Consider the following 16,151-nt stretch of genomic DNA (forward strand, 5'->3'; position numbering starts at 1 on the left):
CAAGCTATTGTGAAATGGGCAAGTTACATCTTTTGTTATGTAAACGCAAAAAAGGGCTGAAGCTTTCGCTTCAACCCTTTCTTAGTTGCATGGTGCCGAGGGGGGGATTCGAACCCCCACGGAATCTCTTCCACTGCCCCCTCAAGACAGCGTGTCTACCAATTCCACCACCTCGGCCCGAGGTGTATGCTCATAGAGCGTCTCGTTGAGGAGATTGATACCGCTCTATGAATCTATTTGCAAGATGTTTTTGCAAATAATTGCCCGTAATATTTAGGATTTTTCTTTCGAAGCACCTGCTTTTCAGATGGTGCCGAGGGGGGGATTCGAACCCCCACGGAATCTCTTCCACTGCCCCCTCAAGACAGCGTGTCTACCAATTCCACCACCTCGGCTCTGAAACTACGAGCTATATATTTTAAAGAACTTCAGTGAAGTTTTTAAAAACTTACTATTTGGTCGCTTCTGCAGGAGCCTTTGCGGGCTCTTCAAAAGTGACAGCAGGCTTTTCTACTTCAGGAGTGATGATGGTGTCACCTTTAAGCATGACTGACTCATCAGCAATCCTGTTGCCGGAGAGGTAGTTGTAAGAAAGAGAAGTTACCAGGAAGATTGCTGCCAGAAATGCAGTGATCTTTACGAGAACTCCGCCTGCTCCGGTGCTACCGAAAACAGATCCACTTCCTCCGCCGAAGATTACGCCCATGTCTTCTTTACCGCTCTGTAAAAGAACGAAAATGATCAGGAAGACGCAGGCGATAATGTGTACAGTAATTACGAGCGTTTGCAAAGCTTTTTTTCCTTTATTTTTTCACCTGGAATAAGGCAGATATTTAAGCCAGTGCGATCTGGCTGAAACTTTCCGCGTCCAAGCTCGCGCCTCCTACCAAGACTCCGTCCACATTGTCAAGTGCAATGATCTGGGCGCAGTTGGCAGGCTTAACGCTACCGCCGTACAAGATGCGGATTTCATTGGCTTTTTCAGGAAAAAGTTTTTTCAGCTTTTCTCTGACAAAACCGTGAGCTTCAACGATTTCGCCTTCGCCGGCCACTTCACCGGTACCGATAGCCCAAACAGGCTCATAGGCAACAACAACGGTTTCGGGAGCGAAGTCGGAAGCTACATTCTTTAAACCAGCTTCGAGCTGTTCGTCAATAACCTTCTGTACTTCCCCGGTTTTTCTTTCGTCGATAGTTTCACCGATGCACAGAATCATGGACAGGCCGTTTTCAAGGCCGAAAGCAACCTTCTCACCGACCAGCTCATCAGTTTCACCAATGATTGCACGGCGTTCGGAATGCCCAGCCAGTGAATATACACAGCCTACATCCTTAAGCATAGCCGGAGAAATCTCACCGGTGAATGCACCTTCAGCCTTAGGATAAAGGTTTTCAGCGGAAAGATGGCAATCAGCATTTCCTGCCAGCACGGAACCTACGGTTTCCAGAGCGGTATAAGGAGCAGCAATAACAACTTCACGGTCGGCAGGAAGTTTGCCTTCGATTTTTTTGAGCAGATCCTTGGCTGTTGCTTTAGCTTCAGCGCGGGTTTTGTACATCTTCCAGTTGGCTGCCATTAATTTTTTCATTAGCTGTTCTCCTTAAGTGCTTTAAATGCGGGAAGTTCTTTGCCTTCGAGAAACTCGAGGAAGGATCCGCCACCGGTAGAAATAAAAGTAAACTTATCTTCAAGCTTGGCCTGATGCACAACAGCATCGGTATCGCCGCCGCCAACAATGGTGGTAGCATCATCAAGGTTAGCCATAGCTTCGCAGACCTTAAGGGAACCCTGAGCGAAAGGCTCTTTCTCGAACAGCCCCATGGGACCGTTCCAGACGATGGTTTTGGACCTTTCAATCACTTCACAGAATTTCTTTGCGGACTCAGGTCCGATATCGAGCAGCATGCCGTCTTCGGGAACGGAATCGCCGTCACAAACACCCTGTGCGGTTTCAATGTCCTTGCCCCAGACAAAGTCGGTAGGCAGATGCAAGGTAGTACCGGAGGAAGCAGCCTTATCCATAATTTCCTTGGCGGTATCCACGAGAGATTCTTCAACAAGGGATTTACCTACAGTCTTGCCCTGAGCGAGCAGGAAGGTGTTGGCCATGGCGCCGCCGATGATGAAATCATCAACTTTACCAATCAGGTTGTTGAGAATGCCGAGCTTGGATGAAACTTTAGCACCACCAGAAACAGCAATGTAAGGCTTGCGAGCATTTTTAAGTGCTTCACCGAGGTATTCCCATTCCAGTTTGAGCAGGAAGCCGGCGCAGCATTCTTTTGCAGCATAAGGTACATCTACAACAGAAGCGTTAGCACGGTGCGCAACACCGAATGCGTCGTTTACATAAATATCAGCAAGGGCGGCGAGCTGTTTGCCGAAATCGCCGCGCTCTTCGGGAGTCTTGGCCTGTTCTTCGGCATGAAAACGCAGGTTTTCAAGCATCATGACCTGACCGGACTTCAGATCGGCAGCCATTTTTTCAACCTCAGAACCAATGCAATCAGGAGCAAGGGGAACTTCCATTCCGAGGTATTCGCCAAGACGCTTGGCAGCGGGAGCAAGACTCAGGGAATCTACCCTTTTACCTTTGGGTTTACCCAAGTGGGCCATAACGATAACCGAAGCGCCCTTTTCAAGTGCATATTTAAAGGTAGGGACAGCGGCTTTGATGCGGTTGTCGTCAGTGATGGTTTCACCATCCAGGGGGACGTTGAAATCAACTCTCATCAGCAGTTTTTTTCCTGCAATATCAAGTTGGTCAATGAAGCGCATAATCACTCCGTGGTTAAATCGGTTTGAGTTTACTGACTAAAAATCCAAATCATACAGGAGGGCGTCTTCCCTTGTATCCGGATAATAATTCTTCCTGACTCCCACCTGAACAAAACCAAGGCTTTCATAAAGCCTAATGGCGGGAGCATTGGATTCCTTAACATCCAAAAGCCCTCTTTTCACATTCATCTCCCGACACCTCTGCATAAGATCCAGCATAAGTGCCTTGCCAATTCCCTTTCTTCTGAACTCAGGGTGGACTCCCAAATTAAGAACTTCCATTTCATCCAGCACAATCGAATAGGCCAGATACCCCACCAGCAGACCCTGCTCTTCGTATCCAAGGACAAAGAATGCTTTTTTTTCCAGTCCCAGACGGAACTGCTCTTCGGTCCAGTAATATTCAAAGCACAGAGCCTCAAGAGCCCTGAGTTGACTAAGATGTTCCGGACCGAGATCGAAAATTTTTTGAGTACCAGAGATGACTTCCGCGCTTTTCATAAATAAGGTATCTACCTGTGCATGGGTGGAAAATGTGAGTTCACAACCAAAGTCAGTATGAACCTCATACACGCAATTTCCATGAATTGAAAGAACGTCTGTGTTCAAAAACGAAAAGAATTTGTTTAAAAGTGAAAAAAAATACCGTTCAGATCGAGGTTGTCGACCAGAACAACCGTCCCTTAACAAGTATGGACATCAATGAAGTCCACCGGCAGTCATTACGGCATCGCTCGGTGATTATACTTGTCTATGACAATGAAGGAAAACTTTTTCTTCAAAAAAGAAGCCCGCAACATAAACTATATGCAGGACGTTGGGATGTTTCCGTAAGCGGACACGTATATACCGGCGAATCCACTGAGAAAGCGGCTTTGCGTGAACTTGAAAGCAAGCTTCGAATTCGCAGTGCCGGCCTAAAACTGATCGAAGATATCGAAGCATCATCCGAAACAGGCTATGAATTCATTTCCCTTTTCGTATTGGATAAACTGAACACAAATCCAGACTTAGTCACAGAAGAGGCTGATTCCGGCTACTTTTATTCTGAAAGTGAACTGGACTGGCTGATTCGTGAGTATCGCGAATTGCTGGCACCATCCCTTGTCTTTTTAAATGACCGGGAGCTACTTTTCAAATTCAAATAAGTTTAGGCTGAATCAGTCCATCAAGCTGTTCATGAATATGAGCGTTGGTGGCCAGAATCATGGGTGAATACAGGTTGAATTCACCTAGTCCATATTCGGTCACACGCCCGCCAGCTTCCTCCACCAGCAACCATCCGGCAGCCATATCCCAGGGTTTGAGAGAATTCTCATAATAACCCTCATACCTGCCACATGCGGTATAAGCGAGATCAAAAGCAGCCGCACCGGGACGGCGAACGCCCTGAGTCTTAACCAGCACCCTGCTCAAGGCATCGGTGATGAAATCAACATGTTCTTCAATGGCGTAAGGAAAACCGGTGGCAATCAGAGATTCTTCAAGGGAGCCACAATCCGATACATGAATCGGTTCACCATTCATGAAAGCCCCGCCGCCGCGCGCAGCAGTGAATATTTCATTTAATATAGGCAGATTGACTATACCGAGCACCACCTGACCGCTATCCCAAAGAGCAACGGAAGTAGCGACCATGGGCAATCCGTGGGCAAAGTTGGTGGTTCCGTCCAAAGGATCAATGATCCATGTACGATCAACCAGCTCGGCATCGCCAGAAGTTTCTTCAGCAAGAAAAGAAGATCCCGGTAATATTTCTGCAAGTTTTGCTTTAAGAAATTTTTCAACCGCCAAATCAGTCTCAGTAACGAGATCAATACGGCCTTTATGTTTAATTTTCTTGGGCTTATTGTAACTTTCCCTGATTATTTCACCGGCCTCAAGGACAGCCGCAGTAGCTTTTTCAAGTAGTGATTGCATCTTTTAATTAATATAAACTTTCTCAAAACCTTTATCTTTCTGGAGACTTAAGCCTGTCCCACGGACAACGGTAGTCAGCGGGTCGTTATCAATGATTACCTTGAGAGAACTTTCGCGGCTTATCAATCTATCCAGTCCCTTAAGGAGAGCTCCCCCACCGGCCAGAAGCAAACCGTTATCGGCGATATCGGCAACTAGCTCTGCCTGAGTGCTCTCAAGAGCCACCCTTACAGAATGAACAATAGCAGCAACAGGGTCAGCAATAGCTTCTCTGATTTGAGCATCATTAATTACAATAGATTTGGGTTTACCGTCCAGCAGATTTCGTCCGGAAATAGTCATCGTCAAGGGTTCAGGCAGCTCAATTGCAGAACCGATCTGAATTTTTGCTCTTTCTGCAGTATTCTCACCGACCAGCAGCTTAAATTCATCCTGCATGTAGCGCATAATGGCGAGGTTCATCTCGTCACCTGCAACACGCACAGACTGGCTGTGAGCAACTGAAGAAAGGGTGATAACCGCAACTTCGGTAGTACCGCCACCGATGTCTACAACCATGTTCCCTTCCGGCTCATGAATGTTTAATCCGGCACCGATGGCTGCGGCCATTGGCTCTTCGATGAGTCGCACTTCACGTGCACCGGCCTGCTGACCGGATTCGATAACCGCTCTTTTCTCAACCTGCGTGATTCCGGTAGGCACACAAATAATAATCTTGGGTTTGACCAGATTGCGGCCTTTGATCGCTTTTTTGATAAAGAAAGCGATCATTTTCTTGGTTACCTCAAAATCAGCGATAACACCGTCTTTCATGGGACGGATAGCCTTGATTTTGTCAGGAGTACGCCCAAGATATTCCTTGGCTTCCTTTCCCACGGCGATGACAGATTCATCCCGCGCATCAAGGGCAACGACAGACGGCTCATTAAGGATGATCCCATCCTTCGGGGTGTAAAGCAGCGTGTTTGCCGTACCAAGGTCCATGGCAAGATCCTTGCCGAAAAAACTCATTATTTTAGCCCACAACATATAAATCAGGCCTCATGCATGAAGCGGTTAATTGTCGTTGATCAAAACCGGATTGGTTTTGGACGGGGTTACTTTCTGCAAGGCAGTGCGTGCTTCCGCAAGCTTGCTTTTCAGAAAAAGGTTTTCAAGAAACTGATTAAGATACTCAGATACCATAAACAGGAAATCCTTCAAGTCCTCGTCAATTCGCTTCGGTTGTTCATTTGCCAGCACAAGAACTCCCCGTGTCTTGCGCTGAAAAACGAGAGGCAGACAGATGATACTCATGAAATCCAGGGTACTTGCACTTGCACCCAGAAGACTTGAGGCTGCCTGTCCTGCATTATTTTCTTCGATAAAAATAGGTTCATTATTTTTATATACCCAGCCCACCAGACCGCTGCCAAGAGGAAAGGCCATAGATTTTGAGTTTCCTTTGTGCAGGATAGGCTTATTCTCACCTTCCATATAAAAAGAAGTTCCTCTCTGATCGATAACAGTGAGGAATGAATGAGAAAAGCCACTTGTTCCAGCAGTCATATTCAGCAGATTATCTAAAAATGAATTCCATTTGGGTTGTCTTTTACGCAAATCATGCAAAAGCTTAAGAGTCATGAAATATTCATTTTTCTTCCCGTCTGCATCCACTGACCGGATGCATGAAAGCATGGATGTGATCATCTTGCCAAACTGGGAAAGAATCTTCAGATCCTTGGTGCTGAAGGAATAAGTCCGCTTACTGTCAAGGCATATGGCCCCGAGAGACTGCTCCAACGGCGTGCCCATGAAGGCTTTAACCTTGGAATCTTCACGGTTCTCATAATACCCAAGGGTAGTGGCGCCTTTGCGGTCCATATTGTTGATGAAAAGAGGTTCATTCTTGCCGATAACAATCCCGGCAAGACTTTTTTTCTGCAAGGGTGTTCCCTTGGGAGAGATGTCATCGCCAAGACTGAAATAAGTAGACAGAGAATAACCATGCTGACCGTCCGGCAAAAACAGGACAACACTGTGCGCCTCAAAAACATTACAGACGATGCTGAGGATATTAATTAAAATTTCGTTTCTAGGCATGCTCTATTTAGTCCTGCACTCGATGAAATAATCAATGCTCCGGTTATAAGTTTTTTCCTGCTCCGGTGTAAAGTAGCAGGCCGGAAGCTGATCTTTGGCGCGGTGATACTTTATACATTCACAGCAGGCACCGGCTCTGGGGCAGCCGCTATAGGTACAGGGACAGTCCACTTTATTTTTTTCAATGGAGCAACCGTCTAAACTCATATATTTTCATCCTTAAATTATGATCGTTAGAAAAGACAGATATCTTATGATATAATCAAATCCGTATCATTCTTATTTGAAAGAGCCTTCCCGGTCAACAGATACCCGGTTTAATACCGTCCCTTTTTAAATACCTCAAAAATGTCATGTTTTACAGATACTGCCTTTTTTCTCCAAAAAATGAGCTATTATCCACAAATTGACGTCCTTTTTTAAGAAAAATTAAATTCTACAATTTTTCTAGATAAATTCGGTTGTAATTATTTGCAGTTCGGGCTATTCATACATTAATATAAATTGGCATAGTCTTGATGAAGACATCAAAGAACATGTCCGTTTTAATCCTACAGCAACATGCAGGGTTTTAATATGTGGCAGGAAGCCTTTTCCAAATATACAGGGGAAGCCTGTGACACGGACACCGTAACTCCTCAGGATGTTTACGATATGAGGTCTTTGGATGGGTTGCGACTGCATCTGGATCATGTCCACATTAAAAACTGCCTGCTCCGTCCTTACTTTGAAAACCGCAACCAGTATCCTCTGGTTGATGACCGCGAGTTGCTACCCTCTTTTGAGGTAGACCTTTACGAGTATAAAAAACTTCCCGGTTTCAGCATGGTCGCCCTTGAGCGTCCCCTGAATTTTTTTCAGGAAATTTTTCAATTCGACATCCTGCACAGCCCGCGTCTTTTAGATGATTCCACCACTGAAGATGCGTGTCCCCTTTTTGAGTCAATTCTCAAAGCGAACATTGAAACCTTTGAAAGCAGGCTGCCCAAGCGTTCACATAAAGAATTTCTCAACGAATTCGGTAATACTGACATATCAGCCATTGAAAATTACGACCGAATTCTTCCGCATCTGCTTGAAATTGAAAGAGCTCAGGTCATGGCTCAGGATAACACCGGAAAATTTTATCTTGCCGGTGTCTTCGGTTCATTTCCCTCTGACCTAGATAACGAGCTGAAGCGGTTCGGCATCAGAATCGGTAAATTCAAGCCGGGTGACAACCTGCTTTACGAATACAACCGTTTATTCGTTTACACTTTTCTTATGGAACTGCACGGCTTTCCCATCGTTTCGGAACGGCGCACCTCCTCTGCTCTTTTTGCCCGTCGGCTGCACCGAATGGGTGAAAAGTTCATGGTCCGTGTTCTGGGACAATCCGACCGCACCATAACCTCTCTTTTTTCCCATCCAAAAGCCAAGCATTACCCGCGAGTGGAAAAAATCGCATTGGTTCAAGTCAGTAAGGACAACAAAGAGACCATCGCCGAGTTAAAAAAAGGCGGATTCTTTGTTGATGAGAAAAAAAGTGTCGTTATTCTCAAAGTCAAATACCGTCAGCACAAATTCAACCCGGAAAACGTTCGTGAAGATCGTGCTCTTTCTGTTTACGAGCAGCAGGTAATTCATCCCTTAACCGGTGAATGTGCCTCCCACTTCAACGTGATCAAGGATGCGTCCAGCATGACCATCCTGCTCAACGACATTGTACGTGGTGAATATACGGGAAACATTGTCTATAAACGCAATGAACTGATTCAGGACACTGAGACCCATGAACGGCGGTTGAAGTTTCTTTTTGCGTGGCTTTCGAAACATCAGCGCAGGATCATCGGGTATTCCGATGAATTTTATTCCGGCGTAGTTAAAGTATTGGACAGCTATCTGCTCGCTCCCGACAACTATGAGCCGTTCAACGAATTAACCGACCTTTATCAGGAAGTCTGGTCCAAATACAGCTTCATCCAGCAAGCCCGTAAACTCAAAGTCCTTGAAGACCTCAAAGAAAGGAAGTATCGGGGTAAAAGAATCGGTTACCTTGAGATGCTGCAGACAATGCATGAAATCATGAATGAGCTCAAATTTGAAATCGTCAACTACTTTGACAAGCTTGTTGAAACAGCTTTGAAAATCGGCGACAGGGTTCTTAATGATTCATATTTGATACGTAATTATATTTCCTGTCCGGAAGATGAACTTACACCTTATGGCCTTAAAATTAGAAAATATTATGGTCGTATTGTTATGGTTCTTGATGAATTCAGGTCGATCCGCAAGAGCCGTTCCCTCTATGAAGATGGATCCGTAAGCGGATTGGTTTAAATTTAACTCTGAAAGCACCTTGATTTATTCGGGTGCTTTCAATTTATACGGAGTAAAAAATTGACAGCACTGCGCACTACACCATTGACTGAGTGGCACCGTGAAAACGGCGCAAAACTTGTTCCCTTTGCCGGATTCGAAATGCCAGTCCAGTACGCCGGCATTATTGCTGAACACAAGCAGACCCGTGAAAAGGTCGGCGTGTTTGATATCAGCCACATGGGTGAATTCAAACTCAGCGGAAAAGGAGCAAAAGACGGACTGAATAAGCTGGTCACCCAGAATCTGGACACCCTTGCACCGGGTAAATGCCGTTACGGTTTCCTGCCCAACGACAAAGGCGGAGTTCTTGACGACCTGATCATCTACTGCCTTGCAGAAGACTCCTACATGCTGGTAGTCAATGGTGCATGCGAGGAAGGCGATTTTAACTGGATTGATTCCAGACTTCCCGAAGGACTGAACTTCGAAAATATTTCCTATGAAACTGCCAAGATCGACCTGCAAGGGCCCCTTGCTCTTGATGTTCTGGAATCTGTTTTCGGACGTGACTTCAAGCACCTCAAGTACTTCAACTTCGAAGAAGCAGAATTTGACGGCTACAAACTGATCATCAGCCGCACAGGATATACCGGTGAGCTGGGCTACGAATTTTATCTCCCTGCCGACAAGGCTCTTTCCCTGTGGGAAAAACTGGTTGCCGACGAAAGGGTGGAGCCTATCGGACTGGGCGCACGCGACACCCTGCGTCTTGAGTGCGGCTACCCTCTCTACGGTCAGGACCTCGATACCAACCATAATCCCCGCGAGGGCGGTTACGGATTTCTGCTTTCGGCAGACGCCTACACCGATGTAAAGGAACTCCTTATTCCCCTGACCATCGAAGGCCGCCGTTCCGCGCGTCATGACGATGTCGTCATGCTTGACGGCAAGGAAGTTGGTAAGGTTACCAGCGGCTCCTTCTCCCCTACTCTCGGCTACTCCATCGCTCTGGCTTATGTGGCCAAGGATGCTGCTGAAGCTGACACTTTCACTATTAAGGGTGCTCGCAAAGACCTTGAAGCTAAAAAGGCTGAGCTTCCTTTCTATAAAGAAGGTTCTGCGCGTAAAAAGCTGGATTAGAACCTTTTCTTCATAATCGATTAAACCCCGCCATTTAATCAAAGTGGCGGGGTTTCTTTTTGGCCCAAGGCACATTACAACCAAGCTATGCGCAATATCGTTAAATATCTTTTGGTGTCTTTAGTACTGGCAACGACAAGCTTGATTTGTTTTAAAGCTGAAGCTGGTTTTGTGCCCTACGGTAGAATCTTCAAAGCTGCAAAAGATGAGCGGCCATATATCACGCAAGCCCAAGACATTCGTCTTCAATTGCAATTACATAAAACAATACTCCTGAATTGTCCTGCAAGTCTGACGAATATTTCAAGTTATGTTTACTCAGCCCATGCTTTTCTCATTGGAGAAGTTGAAAGTGACGCTGAACGGGATGCGTTGATAAATAGCGTCACGGAACTCTCTGGACTTTATGGAATTAGTTATTTTCTGCCGCAAAAGAAAAGCACAGATGCGAACGGTTCGTCAGAGCTTGAAATAAAACTGAAAGGCCTCCTTGACCCAAACTATCCATCATCTAAAGTTATCGTGAAAGTTGTACAGAACAATGTAGTTATTCTGGGAGTATTAAACCCTGATGAGCAAAAGGCTGTATGTAATTCTATTCAGCAAATAGCGGGCACAGCCAAAATCATAAATTTTCTCCAGTCACCCCAACAGCAGAAAAAATTTAAAAAGAGATTCCGGCCATTACGAAATTTATTTAGCGACTAATTTGGGGTGGACATCCTCAAATTATCAAGCTAAATGCTATCCATTATGTCCAGACTTTAATCATATAAAGACCTTTTGGCTCTTGCGTTGCACTGCCCAACCTTGCGCAGTTAAGCAACCTTTTTAAATAATATTCTATCAAAGGATATTAAGGTTTTGTTATGTTTAAAGAACTGATGTACATCAACTCACGTCCCCTGCCTTTTGAATTCTATACTGCGTCTGATCTCTGGACCGATGAACACATCGCGAAACAGATGCTGAATTACCATTTACATCCAAATATCGATGCGGCTTCCCGCAACTCTTCATTCATCGCGAAGTCATCAGAATGGATAATTAACCATTTTGGACTGACAGAAGGTAAAAAAGTTGCCGACTTCGGGTGCGGTCCCGGTCTGTACACAACAGCTTTTGCGAAAGCCGGAGCTGATGTCACCGGAATTGACTTCTCCGCCAACTCTCTTGCTTATGCCCGTGAAGTTGCCCGGAACAACGATGTTGAAATCAATTATGTAAATACGAATTATCTGGATTTCACTGCGGACAACCACTTTGATCTCATCACAATGATCATGTGCGACTTCTGCGCGCTCAGTCCTGAGCAGCGGAAAACTATGCTCCGTAAATTCTATGCCCTGCTTAAACCAAGAGGTTCAATACTGCTGGATGTCTATTCTTTTAATGCATTCAATAAGCTTTCTGAGAAACGCGTTTTTGAACCAAACCTGATGGATGGTTTCTGGGCTGAAGAACATTATTACGGATTCTTGAACACATTTAAATATGAACAGAAAAAAGTAATGCTGGATAAATACGTTATTATTCAGCAATCGAAGGTCCGCATGATCTACAATTGGTTGCAATACTTCTCTCCTGCGGATTTAGAGGCAGAAATTGCTGCCTGTGGATTCACCGGGATCGAATTACTTGGTGATGTCGCCGGTTCAAAGTACCAAAACGAGAGCAATGAATTTGCCGTCATTATTCGTAAGTAGCTGAATATATTAAAGTGGACTATTTTTTATTTTAAAAATGGTCCACTTTTCTTCTAAATTTCAGACAATTATGTCTGATCAGTAATAATAATCTCCTAACGCACTGCAATACCGAGCATGCTCATTTGCAAAAAGCTTATACTTCAATGTGTTACAAGCAATCAGCCTACCGTGACTTTTATTACGCAAATAGTGCTGAATAAAAGTCATTCGGTCACTTTCAGCTCTATTAATATTCAAATTATTCCTTAAATTTCAAAGCAATACACAAGAAACAACTTATTATATCAAATAGTGCACATATTAAGTTGTGTCATTCACATTACAAGCAAAATTTTTTTTTCATCATTCCCATTGACGGATAGGTTCTTACACAGATGATTGGAACACCCTCAAATTTCAGGAGCGATGATGAACATTAATCGTAGAGATTTTGTAAAGCTGACGACTGCTGCAGCTGCGGGGATTGCCGCTGTTCCGGCGTTCGGCGGACTTGGCAAAGCTTTCGCCAATACAGCCGAGGAAAGGGCAAAGCAGCTCAGTCCCAAATGGACCAAGCAGACCACTTCCGTCTGTGCGTTCTGTTCCGTAGGTTGCGGACTTCTGGTCAACACCGACCTTGAGACCAAACGTGCGGTAAACGTGGAAGGTAACCCTGACCACCCAATTAACGAAGGTGCTCTCTGTGCCAAGGGCGCGGCATCCATCCAGATGACCGAAAACCCCAAACGCCCCGGTAAATTCCTGTACCGCGCTCCCTTTAGCGGAGAATGGGAAGAGAAAGATTGGGATTTCTGTAAAAAACGCATCGCACAGTTGATCAAAAAATCTCGAGACGAAAGTTTTGAAACGAAAAATGCAAAGGGACAGGTGGTCAACCGTACCATGGGTATCGCCTCTCTCGGCTCCGCTGCGCTGGATAACGAAGAATGTTATGCCATGCACAGCTTCATGCGCGCACTCGGCCTGGTCTATGTTGAGCACCAGGCGCGTATCTGACACAGCGCAACTGTTGCGGCTCTGGTAGAGTCGTTCGGACGCGGCGCGATGACCAACCACTGGAATGACCTTCAGAACAGTGATTGCATTTTGATAATGGGCAGTAACGCTGCCGAAAACCATCCCATTTCCTTTAAATGGGCTGTAAAAGCACAGAAACGCGGTGCCAAGATCATTCATGTTGATCCGCGCTTCACTCGTACTTCCGCACGCTCGGATGCATACATCCCATTGCGTTCCGGTACTGATATCGCCGTGCTCGGCGGAATGATCAATTACATCATCAAGAACAAACGTTACTTCCATAAATATATGCTCGATTACACCAACGCTTCCTTCATCGTAGGCAAAGACTACGACTTCAAGGATGGCCTGTTCTCCGGTTTCGACCACAAATCCAATTCATACGATAAGTCCAAGTGGGCTTTTGAACTGGATGACAAGGGCATTCCCAAGCAGGACAAATCCATGCAGGACCCCAATTGTGTTTTTCAAATCCTGAAAAGACACTATGCCCGTTATACTCCGGAAAAAGTATCCTCCATTTCCGGTGTATCAACAAAAGACCTTGAGCTGCTCTACAGCACCTACACTGCCACCGGTAAAAAAGACAAAGCCGGTACCATCATGTACGCAATGGGTTGGACCCAGCACACTGTAGGTGTACAGAACATCCGTGCCATGGCTATGATTCAGCTCATGCTCGGCAACATCGGTATTGCAGGCGGCGGTGTTAACGCCCTGCGCGGAGAATGTAACGTACAGGGTTCCACTGACTACGCCCTGCTCTATCACATTCTCCCCGGCTACCTGAAAACCCCGCTGGCAGGTCAGGATACCCTTGAGCAGTATAACAACACTTATACTCCCAAGAGCACTGACCCTGAATCCGCCAACTGGTGGCAGAATTATCCCAAGTACTCGGCCAGCCTGATCAAGGCCATGTACTCCGAGGATACCCCTGAACAAGGTTACCAGTATCTGCCGCGCCTCGATAACCATAAGGCCAGCCAGTATTCATGGATTCCGCTCATCGACCGTATGTATGAAGGCAAATTCACCGGCGGTCTGGTATGGGGTATGAACCCGGCCTGCTCCAGCTCCGACTCTGTAAAGACCCGTAAGGCTCTCGGCAAACTGGACTGGATGGTCAACGTCAACCTCTTCCAGTGCGAAACAAGTGACTTCTGGAAAGGTCCGAACATGGATCCCAAGAAGATCAAGACTGAAACCTTCTTCATTCCCTGTGCTTCCGCAATCGAGAAAGAAGGTTCCGTCTCCAACTCCGGTCGTTGGATGCAATGGCGTTACAAAGGCCCTGAGCCATTCGGTAATGTAATGACTGACGGTCACTACTTCCACGAAATCTGGGAAGAGCTCAAAGCTCTCTACGAAAAAGAAGGTGGTGCATACCCTGAACCTATTACCCACCTCAGTTTCGAAAACATGTGCGAAGAAAACGAGCACGGGCACATGGAATTCAGTGCCCGTAAGACCGCCAAACTTTGCAACGGCTGGTTTACCCGCGATGTTGAAATAAAGGGCAAGAAGTTCAAGAAAGGACAGCAGGTCCCCAGCTTCGCTTATCTGCAGGCAGACGGTTCCACTACCTCCGGTAACTGGCTGTACTGTAACTCCGTATCTGACACGGAAAACAAATCCATGCGCCATGATGCAACTCAGACCAAGGAACAGGCCAATATCGGACTCTTCCCCAACTGGACATGGTGCTGGCCTGTAAACCGCCGCATCCTCTACAACAGAGCTTCTGTTGATGAAAAGGGACAGCCTTGGGCACCCAAGAAAGCAGTTATCAAGTGGAACGGTTCCAAGTGGACCGGTGACGTGCCTGATGGCGGCTGGAAACCCGGAACAAAACATCCGTTCATCATGCGTAAGAACGGCTTCGGACAACTGTTCGGCCCCGGCCGCGCTGACGGCCCCCTGCCTGAATATTACGAGCCGCTGGAATGTCCGGTAAAGACACATCCTTTCTCCAAAACCCTGCACAACCCCACGGCGGTTCAGATCAAGGGTGAGGAAAAGGCAGTCTGCGATCCGCGTTTCCCCTTCGTTGGTACTACTTACCGTATCACCGAACACTGGCAGACCGGTTCCATGACCCGCTGGCAGGACTGGCTGATAGAAGCTGAACCGCAGATGTTCGTGGAAATCAGCCCCGAACTTGCCAAGCTGCGCGGCATTGAAAACGGTGAAAAAGTCACTGTTGAAAGTGTACGTGGATCACTCTGGGCCATTGCCATGGTTACCGAGCGTATCCAGCCTTACAACATCAATGGAACTGACGTTCACATGGTCGGTATGCCCTGGCATTACGGCTGGGTAACCCCCATCAACGGCGGTGATTCTGCAAACATTGTAACCCCCAACGTGGGTGACCCGAACACCGGTATCCCCGAATATAAGGCCTTCATGGTCAATATCCGCAAGTGGAAGGAGGGTGATAACTAATGTCCGGTAAAAGCTTCTTTGTAGACCTCACCCTTTGTACCGCCTGCCGTGGTTGTCAGGTAGCCTGCAAACAGTGGAAAAAACTGCCTGCAGAACATACCCGCAACGTTGGTTCTCATCAGAACCCGCAGGATCTGTCTTCAAAAACCATCCGTCTTGTGCGCTTCAGCGAAGCCCGTGACGAAGACGGTAAATTCCGTTGGCTGTTCTTTCCTGAACAATGCCGTCACTGCATAGAGCCTCCATGTAAGTACATTGCAAACATGTATGCACCGGGCTCTGTGGTTCAGGATGAAAAAACCGGCGCAGTGGTAATGACCGACAAGGCTGTTATCCGCAAAGGTAAACTGGAAAGCTGGGAACTCTGTCCATACAATGTTCCCCGTCAGGACAAGGCAACCGGACTCTGGTCCAAGTGTGACATGTGTCTTGACCGTGTGGAAATGGGCATGCAGCCTGCTTGTGTACAAAGCTGCCCCACCGGAACCATGAACTTTGGAGACCGTGCGGATATGCTTAAGATGGCCAAGGAAAGGCTTGCGGAGGTCAAAAAGACTAATCCCAACGCCTACCTCGCCGATCCTGATGATGTTCGCGTAATCTATCTCTGTGAGACCAAGCCGGAAAGCTACCATGAAAATGTTGTGGCTTCTGCATATCAGCGCAAGACACTCATGGCCGGGGTAAGTCCTTCTAAAACATCAAGACGCGGATTCCTCTCCGCTCTTAAAAATAAAGCCTAGCAGGCAGGA

General features: G+C 46.5%; 15 protein-coding genes and 2 tRNA genes. 7 read left to right on the plus strand and 10 right to left on the minus strand.

What is annotated here, in order from left to right; all coding sequences use genetic code 11:
- Positions 1–90: 90 nt before the first annotated feature.
- From ACKU40_RS05925 to rimI, 6 genes are all read right to left on the minus strand, one after another.
- Positions 91–177, minus strand: a tRNA-Leu gene (locus tag ACKU40_RS05925).
- A gap of 131 nt (positions 178–308) precedes the next feature.
- Positions 309–395, minus strand: a tRNA-Leu gene (locus ACKU40_RS05930).
- A gap of 56 nt (positions 396–451) precedes the next feature.
- The gene (secG, locus tag ACKU40_RS05935; RefSeq protein ID WP_015851814.1) at positions 452–790 is read right to left on the minus strand and encodes a preprotein translocase subunit SecG; all 339 of its coding nucleotides are present in this window, start codon (positions 788–790) and stop codon (positions 452–454) included.
- 43 nt (positions 791–833) lie between these two features.
- Positions 834–1,589 carry a triose-phosphate isomerase gene (tpiA, locus tag ACKU40_RS05940; protein WP_320175598.1) on the minus strand — a complete coding sequence of 252 codons (756 nt, stop codon included), beginning with the start codon at positions 1,587–1,589 and terminating at the stop codon, positions 834–836.
- Positions 1,589–2,779 carry a phosphoglycerate kinase gene (locus ACKU40_RS05945; protein WP_320175599.1) on the minus strand — a complete coding sequence of 397 codons (1,191 nt, stop codon included), beginning with the start codon at positions 2,777–2,779 and terminating at the stop codon, positions 1,589–1,591. The genes tpiA and ACKU40_RS05945 overlap by 1 nt, the downstream gene beginning before the upstream one ends.
- Before the next feature lie 36 nt (positions 2,780–2,815).
- On the minus strand, positions 2,816–3,352 hold the full coding sequence (gene rimI, locus ACKU40_RS05950; protein ID WP_320175600.1) for a ribosomal protein S18-alanine N-acetyltransferase: 537 nt from the start codon (positions 3,350–3,352) through the stop codon (positions 2,816–2,818).
- 59 nt (positions 3,353–3,411) lie between these two features.
- Here rimI and ACKU40_RS05955 point away from each other — a divergent pair, with 59 nt between their 5' ends.
- Complete coding sequence (locus ACKU40_RS05955) at positions 3,412–3,927, plus strand: NUDIX domain-containing protein (protein ID WP_320175601.1); 516 nt, start codon at positions 3,412–3,414, stop codon at positions 3,925–3,927.
- Here ACKU40_RS05955 and ACKU40_RS05960 read toward each other — a convergent pair.
- From ACKU40_RS05960 to ACKU40_RS05975, 4 genes are read right to left on the minus strand one after another with little or no spacing between them, the layout of a single operon-like run.
- A complete protein-coding gene (locus ACKU40_RS05960) occupies positions 3,920–4,699 on the minus strand; it encodes an inositol monophosphatase family protein (RefSeq protein ID WP_320175602.1) in 780 nt (259 codons plus the stop codon). The two genes, ACKU40_RS05955 and ACKU40_RS05960, sit on opposite strands and share 8 nt — an antisense overlap.
- A 3-nt stretch (positions 4,700–4,702) precedes the next feature.
- Entirely contained in the window at positions 4,703–5,728 is a 1,026-nt protein-coding gene (locus ACKU40_RS05965; protein WP_320175603.1) for a rod shape-determining protein, read from the minus strand.
- A 27-nt stretch (positions 5,729–5,755) separates the two neighbouring features.
- A complete protein-coding gene (locus ACKU40_RS05970; RefSeq protein ID WP_320175604.1) occupies positions 5,756–6,781 on the minus strand; it encodes a GAF domain-containing protein in 1,026 nt (341 codons plus the stop codon).
- 3 nt (positions 6,782–6,784) lie between these two features.
- A complete protein-coding gene (locus ACKU40_RS05975) occupies positions 6,785–6,988 on the minus strand; it encodes a DUF6485 family protein (RefSeq protein ID WP_320175605.1) in 204 nt (67 codons plus the stop codon).
- 369 nt (positions 6,989–7,357) lie between these two features.
- Between ACKU40_RS05975 and ACKU40_RS05980 the strand changes: the two genes are divergently transcribed.
- The 6 genes from ACKU40_RS05980 (at position 7,358) to ACKU40_RS06005 (ending at position 16,142) form a co-directional block, all read left to right on the plus strand.
- On the plus strand, positions 7,358–9,100 hold the full coding sequence (locus ACKU40_RS05980) for a hypothetical protein (protein ID WP_320175606.1): 1,743 nt from the start codon (positions 7,358–7,360) through the stop codon (positions 9,098–9,100).
- A gap of 60 nt (positions 9,101–9,160) precedes the next feature.
- Positions 9,161–10,222 (plus strand): glycine cleavage system aminomethyltransferase GcvT, encoded by a 1,062-nt coding sequence (gene gcvT / locus ACKU40_RS05985; RefSeq protein ID WP_320175607.1) that lies wholly within the window; start codon positions 9,161–9,163, stop codon positions 10,220–10,222.
- An 87-nt stretch (positions 10,223–10,309) separates the two neighbouring features.
- Positions 10,310–10,930: a hypothetical protein gene (locus ACKU40_RS05990; protein ID WP_320175608.1), complete on the plus strand. Its 621-nt coding sequence runs from the start codon at positions 10,310–10,312 to the stop codon at positions 10,928–10,930.
- A gap of 161 nt (positions 10,931–11,091) precedes the next feature.
- The gene (locus tag ACKU40_RS05995) at positions 11,092–11,928 is read left to right on the plus strand and encodes a class I SAM-dependent methyltransferase (protein ID WP_320175609.1); all 837 of its coding nucleotides are present in this window, start codon (positions 11,092–11,094) and stop codon (positions 11,926–11,928) included.
- A 411-nt stretch (positions 11,929–12,339) separates the two neighbouring features.
- The gene (fdnG, locus tag ACKU40_RS06000) at positions 12,340–15,399 is read left to right on the plus strand and encodes a formate dehydrogenase-N subunit alpha (RefSeq protein WP_320176364.1); all 3,060 of its coding nucleotides are present in this window, start codon (positions 12,340–12,342) and stop codon (positions 15,397–15,399) included.
- Positions 15,399–16,142, plus strand: coding sequence for a 4Fe-4S dicluster domain-containing protein (locus ACKU40_RS06005; RefSeq protein WP_320175610.1), 744 nt, complete (start codon positions 15,399–15,401; stop codon positions 16,140–16,142). The genes fdnG and ACKU40_RS06005 overlap by 1 nt, the downstream gene beginning before the upstream one ends.
- The last annotated feature ends 9 nt before the right edge of the window (positions 16,143–16,151 follow it).

The organism is Maridesulfovibrio sp. (assembly GCF_963666665.1).
Lineage (GTDB): Bacteria > Desulfobacterota > Desulfovibrionia > Desulfovibrionales > Desulfovibrionaceae > Maridesulfovibrio.

What these genes read in the sequence shown, in the direction of transcription:
- tpiA (WP_320175598.1), bottom strand. Translation starts at nt 1,589, where the DNA reads ATGAAAAAATTAATGGCAGCCAACTGGAAGATGTACAAAACCCGCGCT.
- ACKU40_RS05945 (WP_320175599.1), bottom strand. Translation starts at nt 2,779, where the DNA reads ATGCGCTTCATTGACCAACTTGATATTGCAGGAAAAAAACTGCTGATG.
- ACKU40_RS05960 (WP_320175602.1), bottom strand. Translation starts at nt 4,699, where the DNA reads ATGCAATCACTACTTGAAAAAGCTACTGCGGCTGTCCTTGAGGCCGGT.
- ACKU40_RS05965 (WP_320175603.1), bottom strand. Translation starts at nt 5,728, where the DNA reads ATGTTGTGGGCTAAAATAATGAGTTTTTTCGGCAAGGATCTTGCCATG.
- ACKU40_RS05970 (WP_320175604.1), bottom strand. Translation starts at nt 6,781, where the DNA reads ATGCCTAGAAACGAAATTTTAATTAATATCCTCAGCATCGTCTGTAAT.
- ACKU40_RS05975 (WP_320175605.1), bottom strand. Translation starts at nt 6,988, where the DNA reads ATGAGTTTAGACGGTTGCTCCATTGAAAAAAATAAAGTGGACTGTCCC.
- ACKU40_RS05980 (WP_320175606.1), top strand. Translation starts at nt 7,358, where the DNA reads ATGTGGCAGGAAGCCTTTTCCAAATATACAGGGGAAGCCTGTGACACG.
- ACKU40_RS05990 (WP_320175608.1), top strand. Translation starts at nt 10,310, where the DNA reads ATGCGCAATATCGTTAAATATCTTTTGGTGTCTTTAGTACTGGCAACG.
- ACKU40_RS05995 (WP_320175609.1), top strand. Translation starts at nt 11,092, where the DNA reads ATGTTTAAAGAACTGATGTACATCAACTCACGTCCCCTGCCTTTTGAA.
- ACKU40_RS06005 (WP_320175610.1), top strand. Translation starts at nt 15,399, where the DNA reads ATGTCCGGTAAAAGCTTCTTTGTAGACCTCACCCTTTGTACCGCCTGC.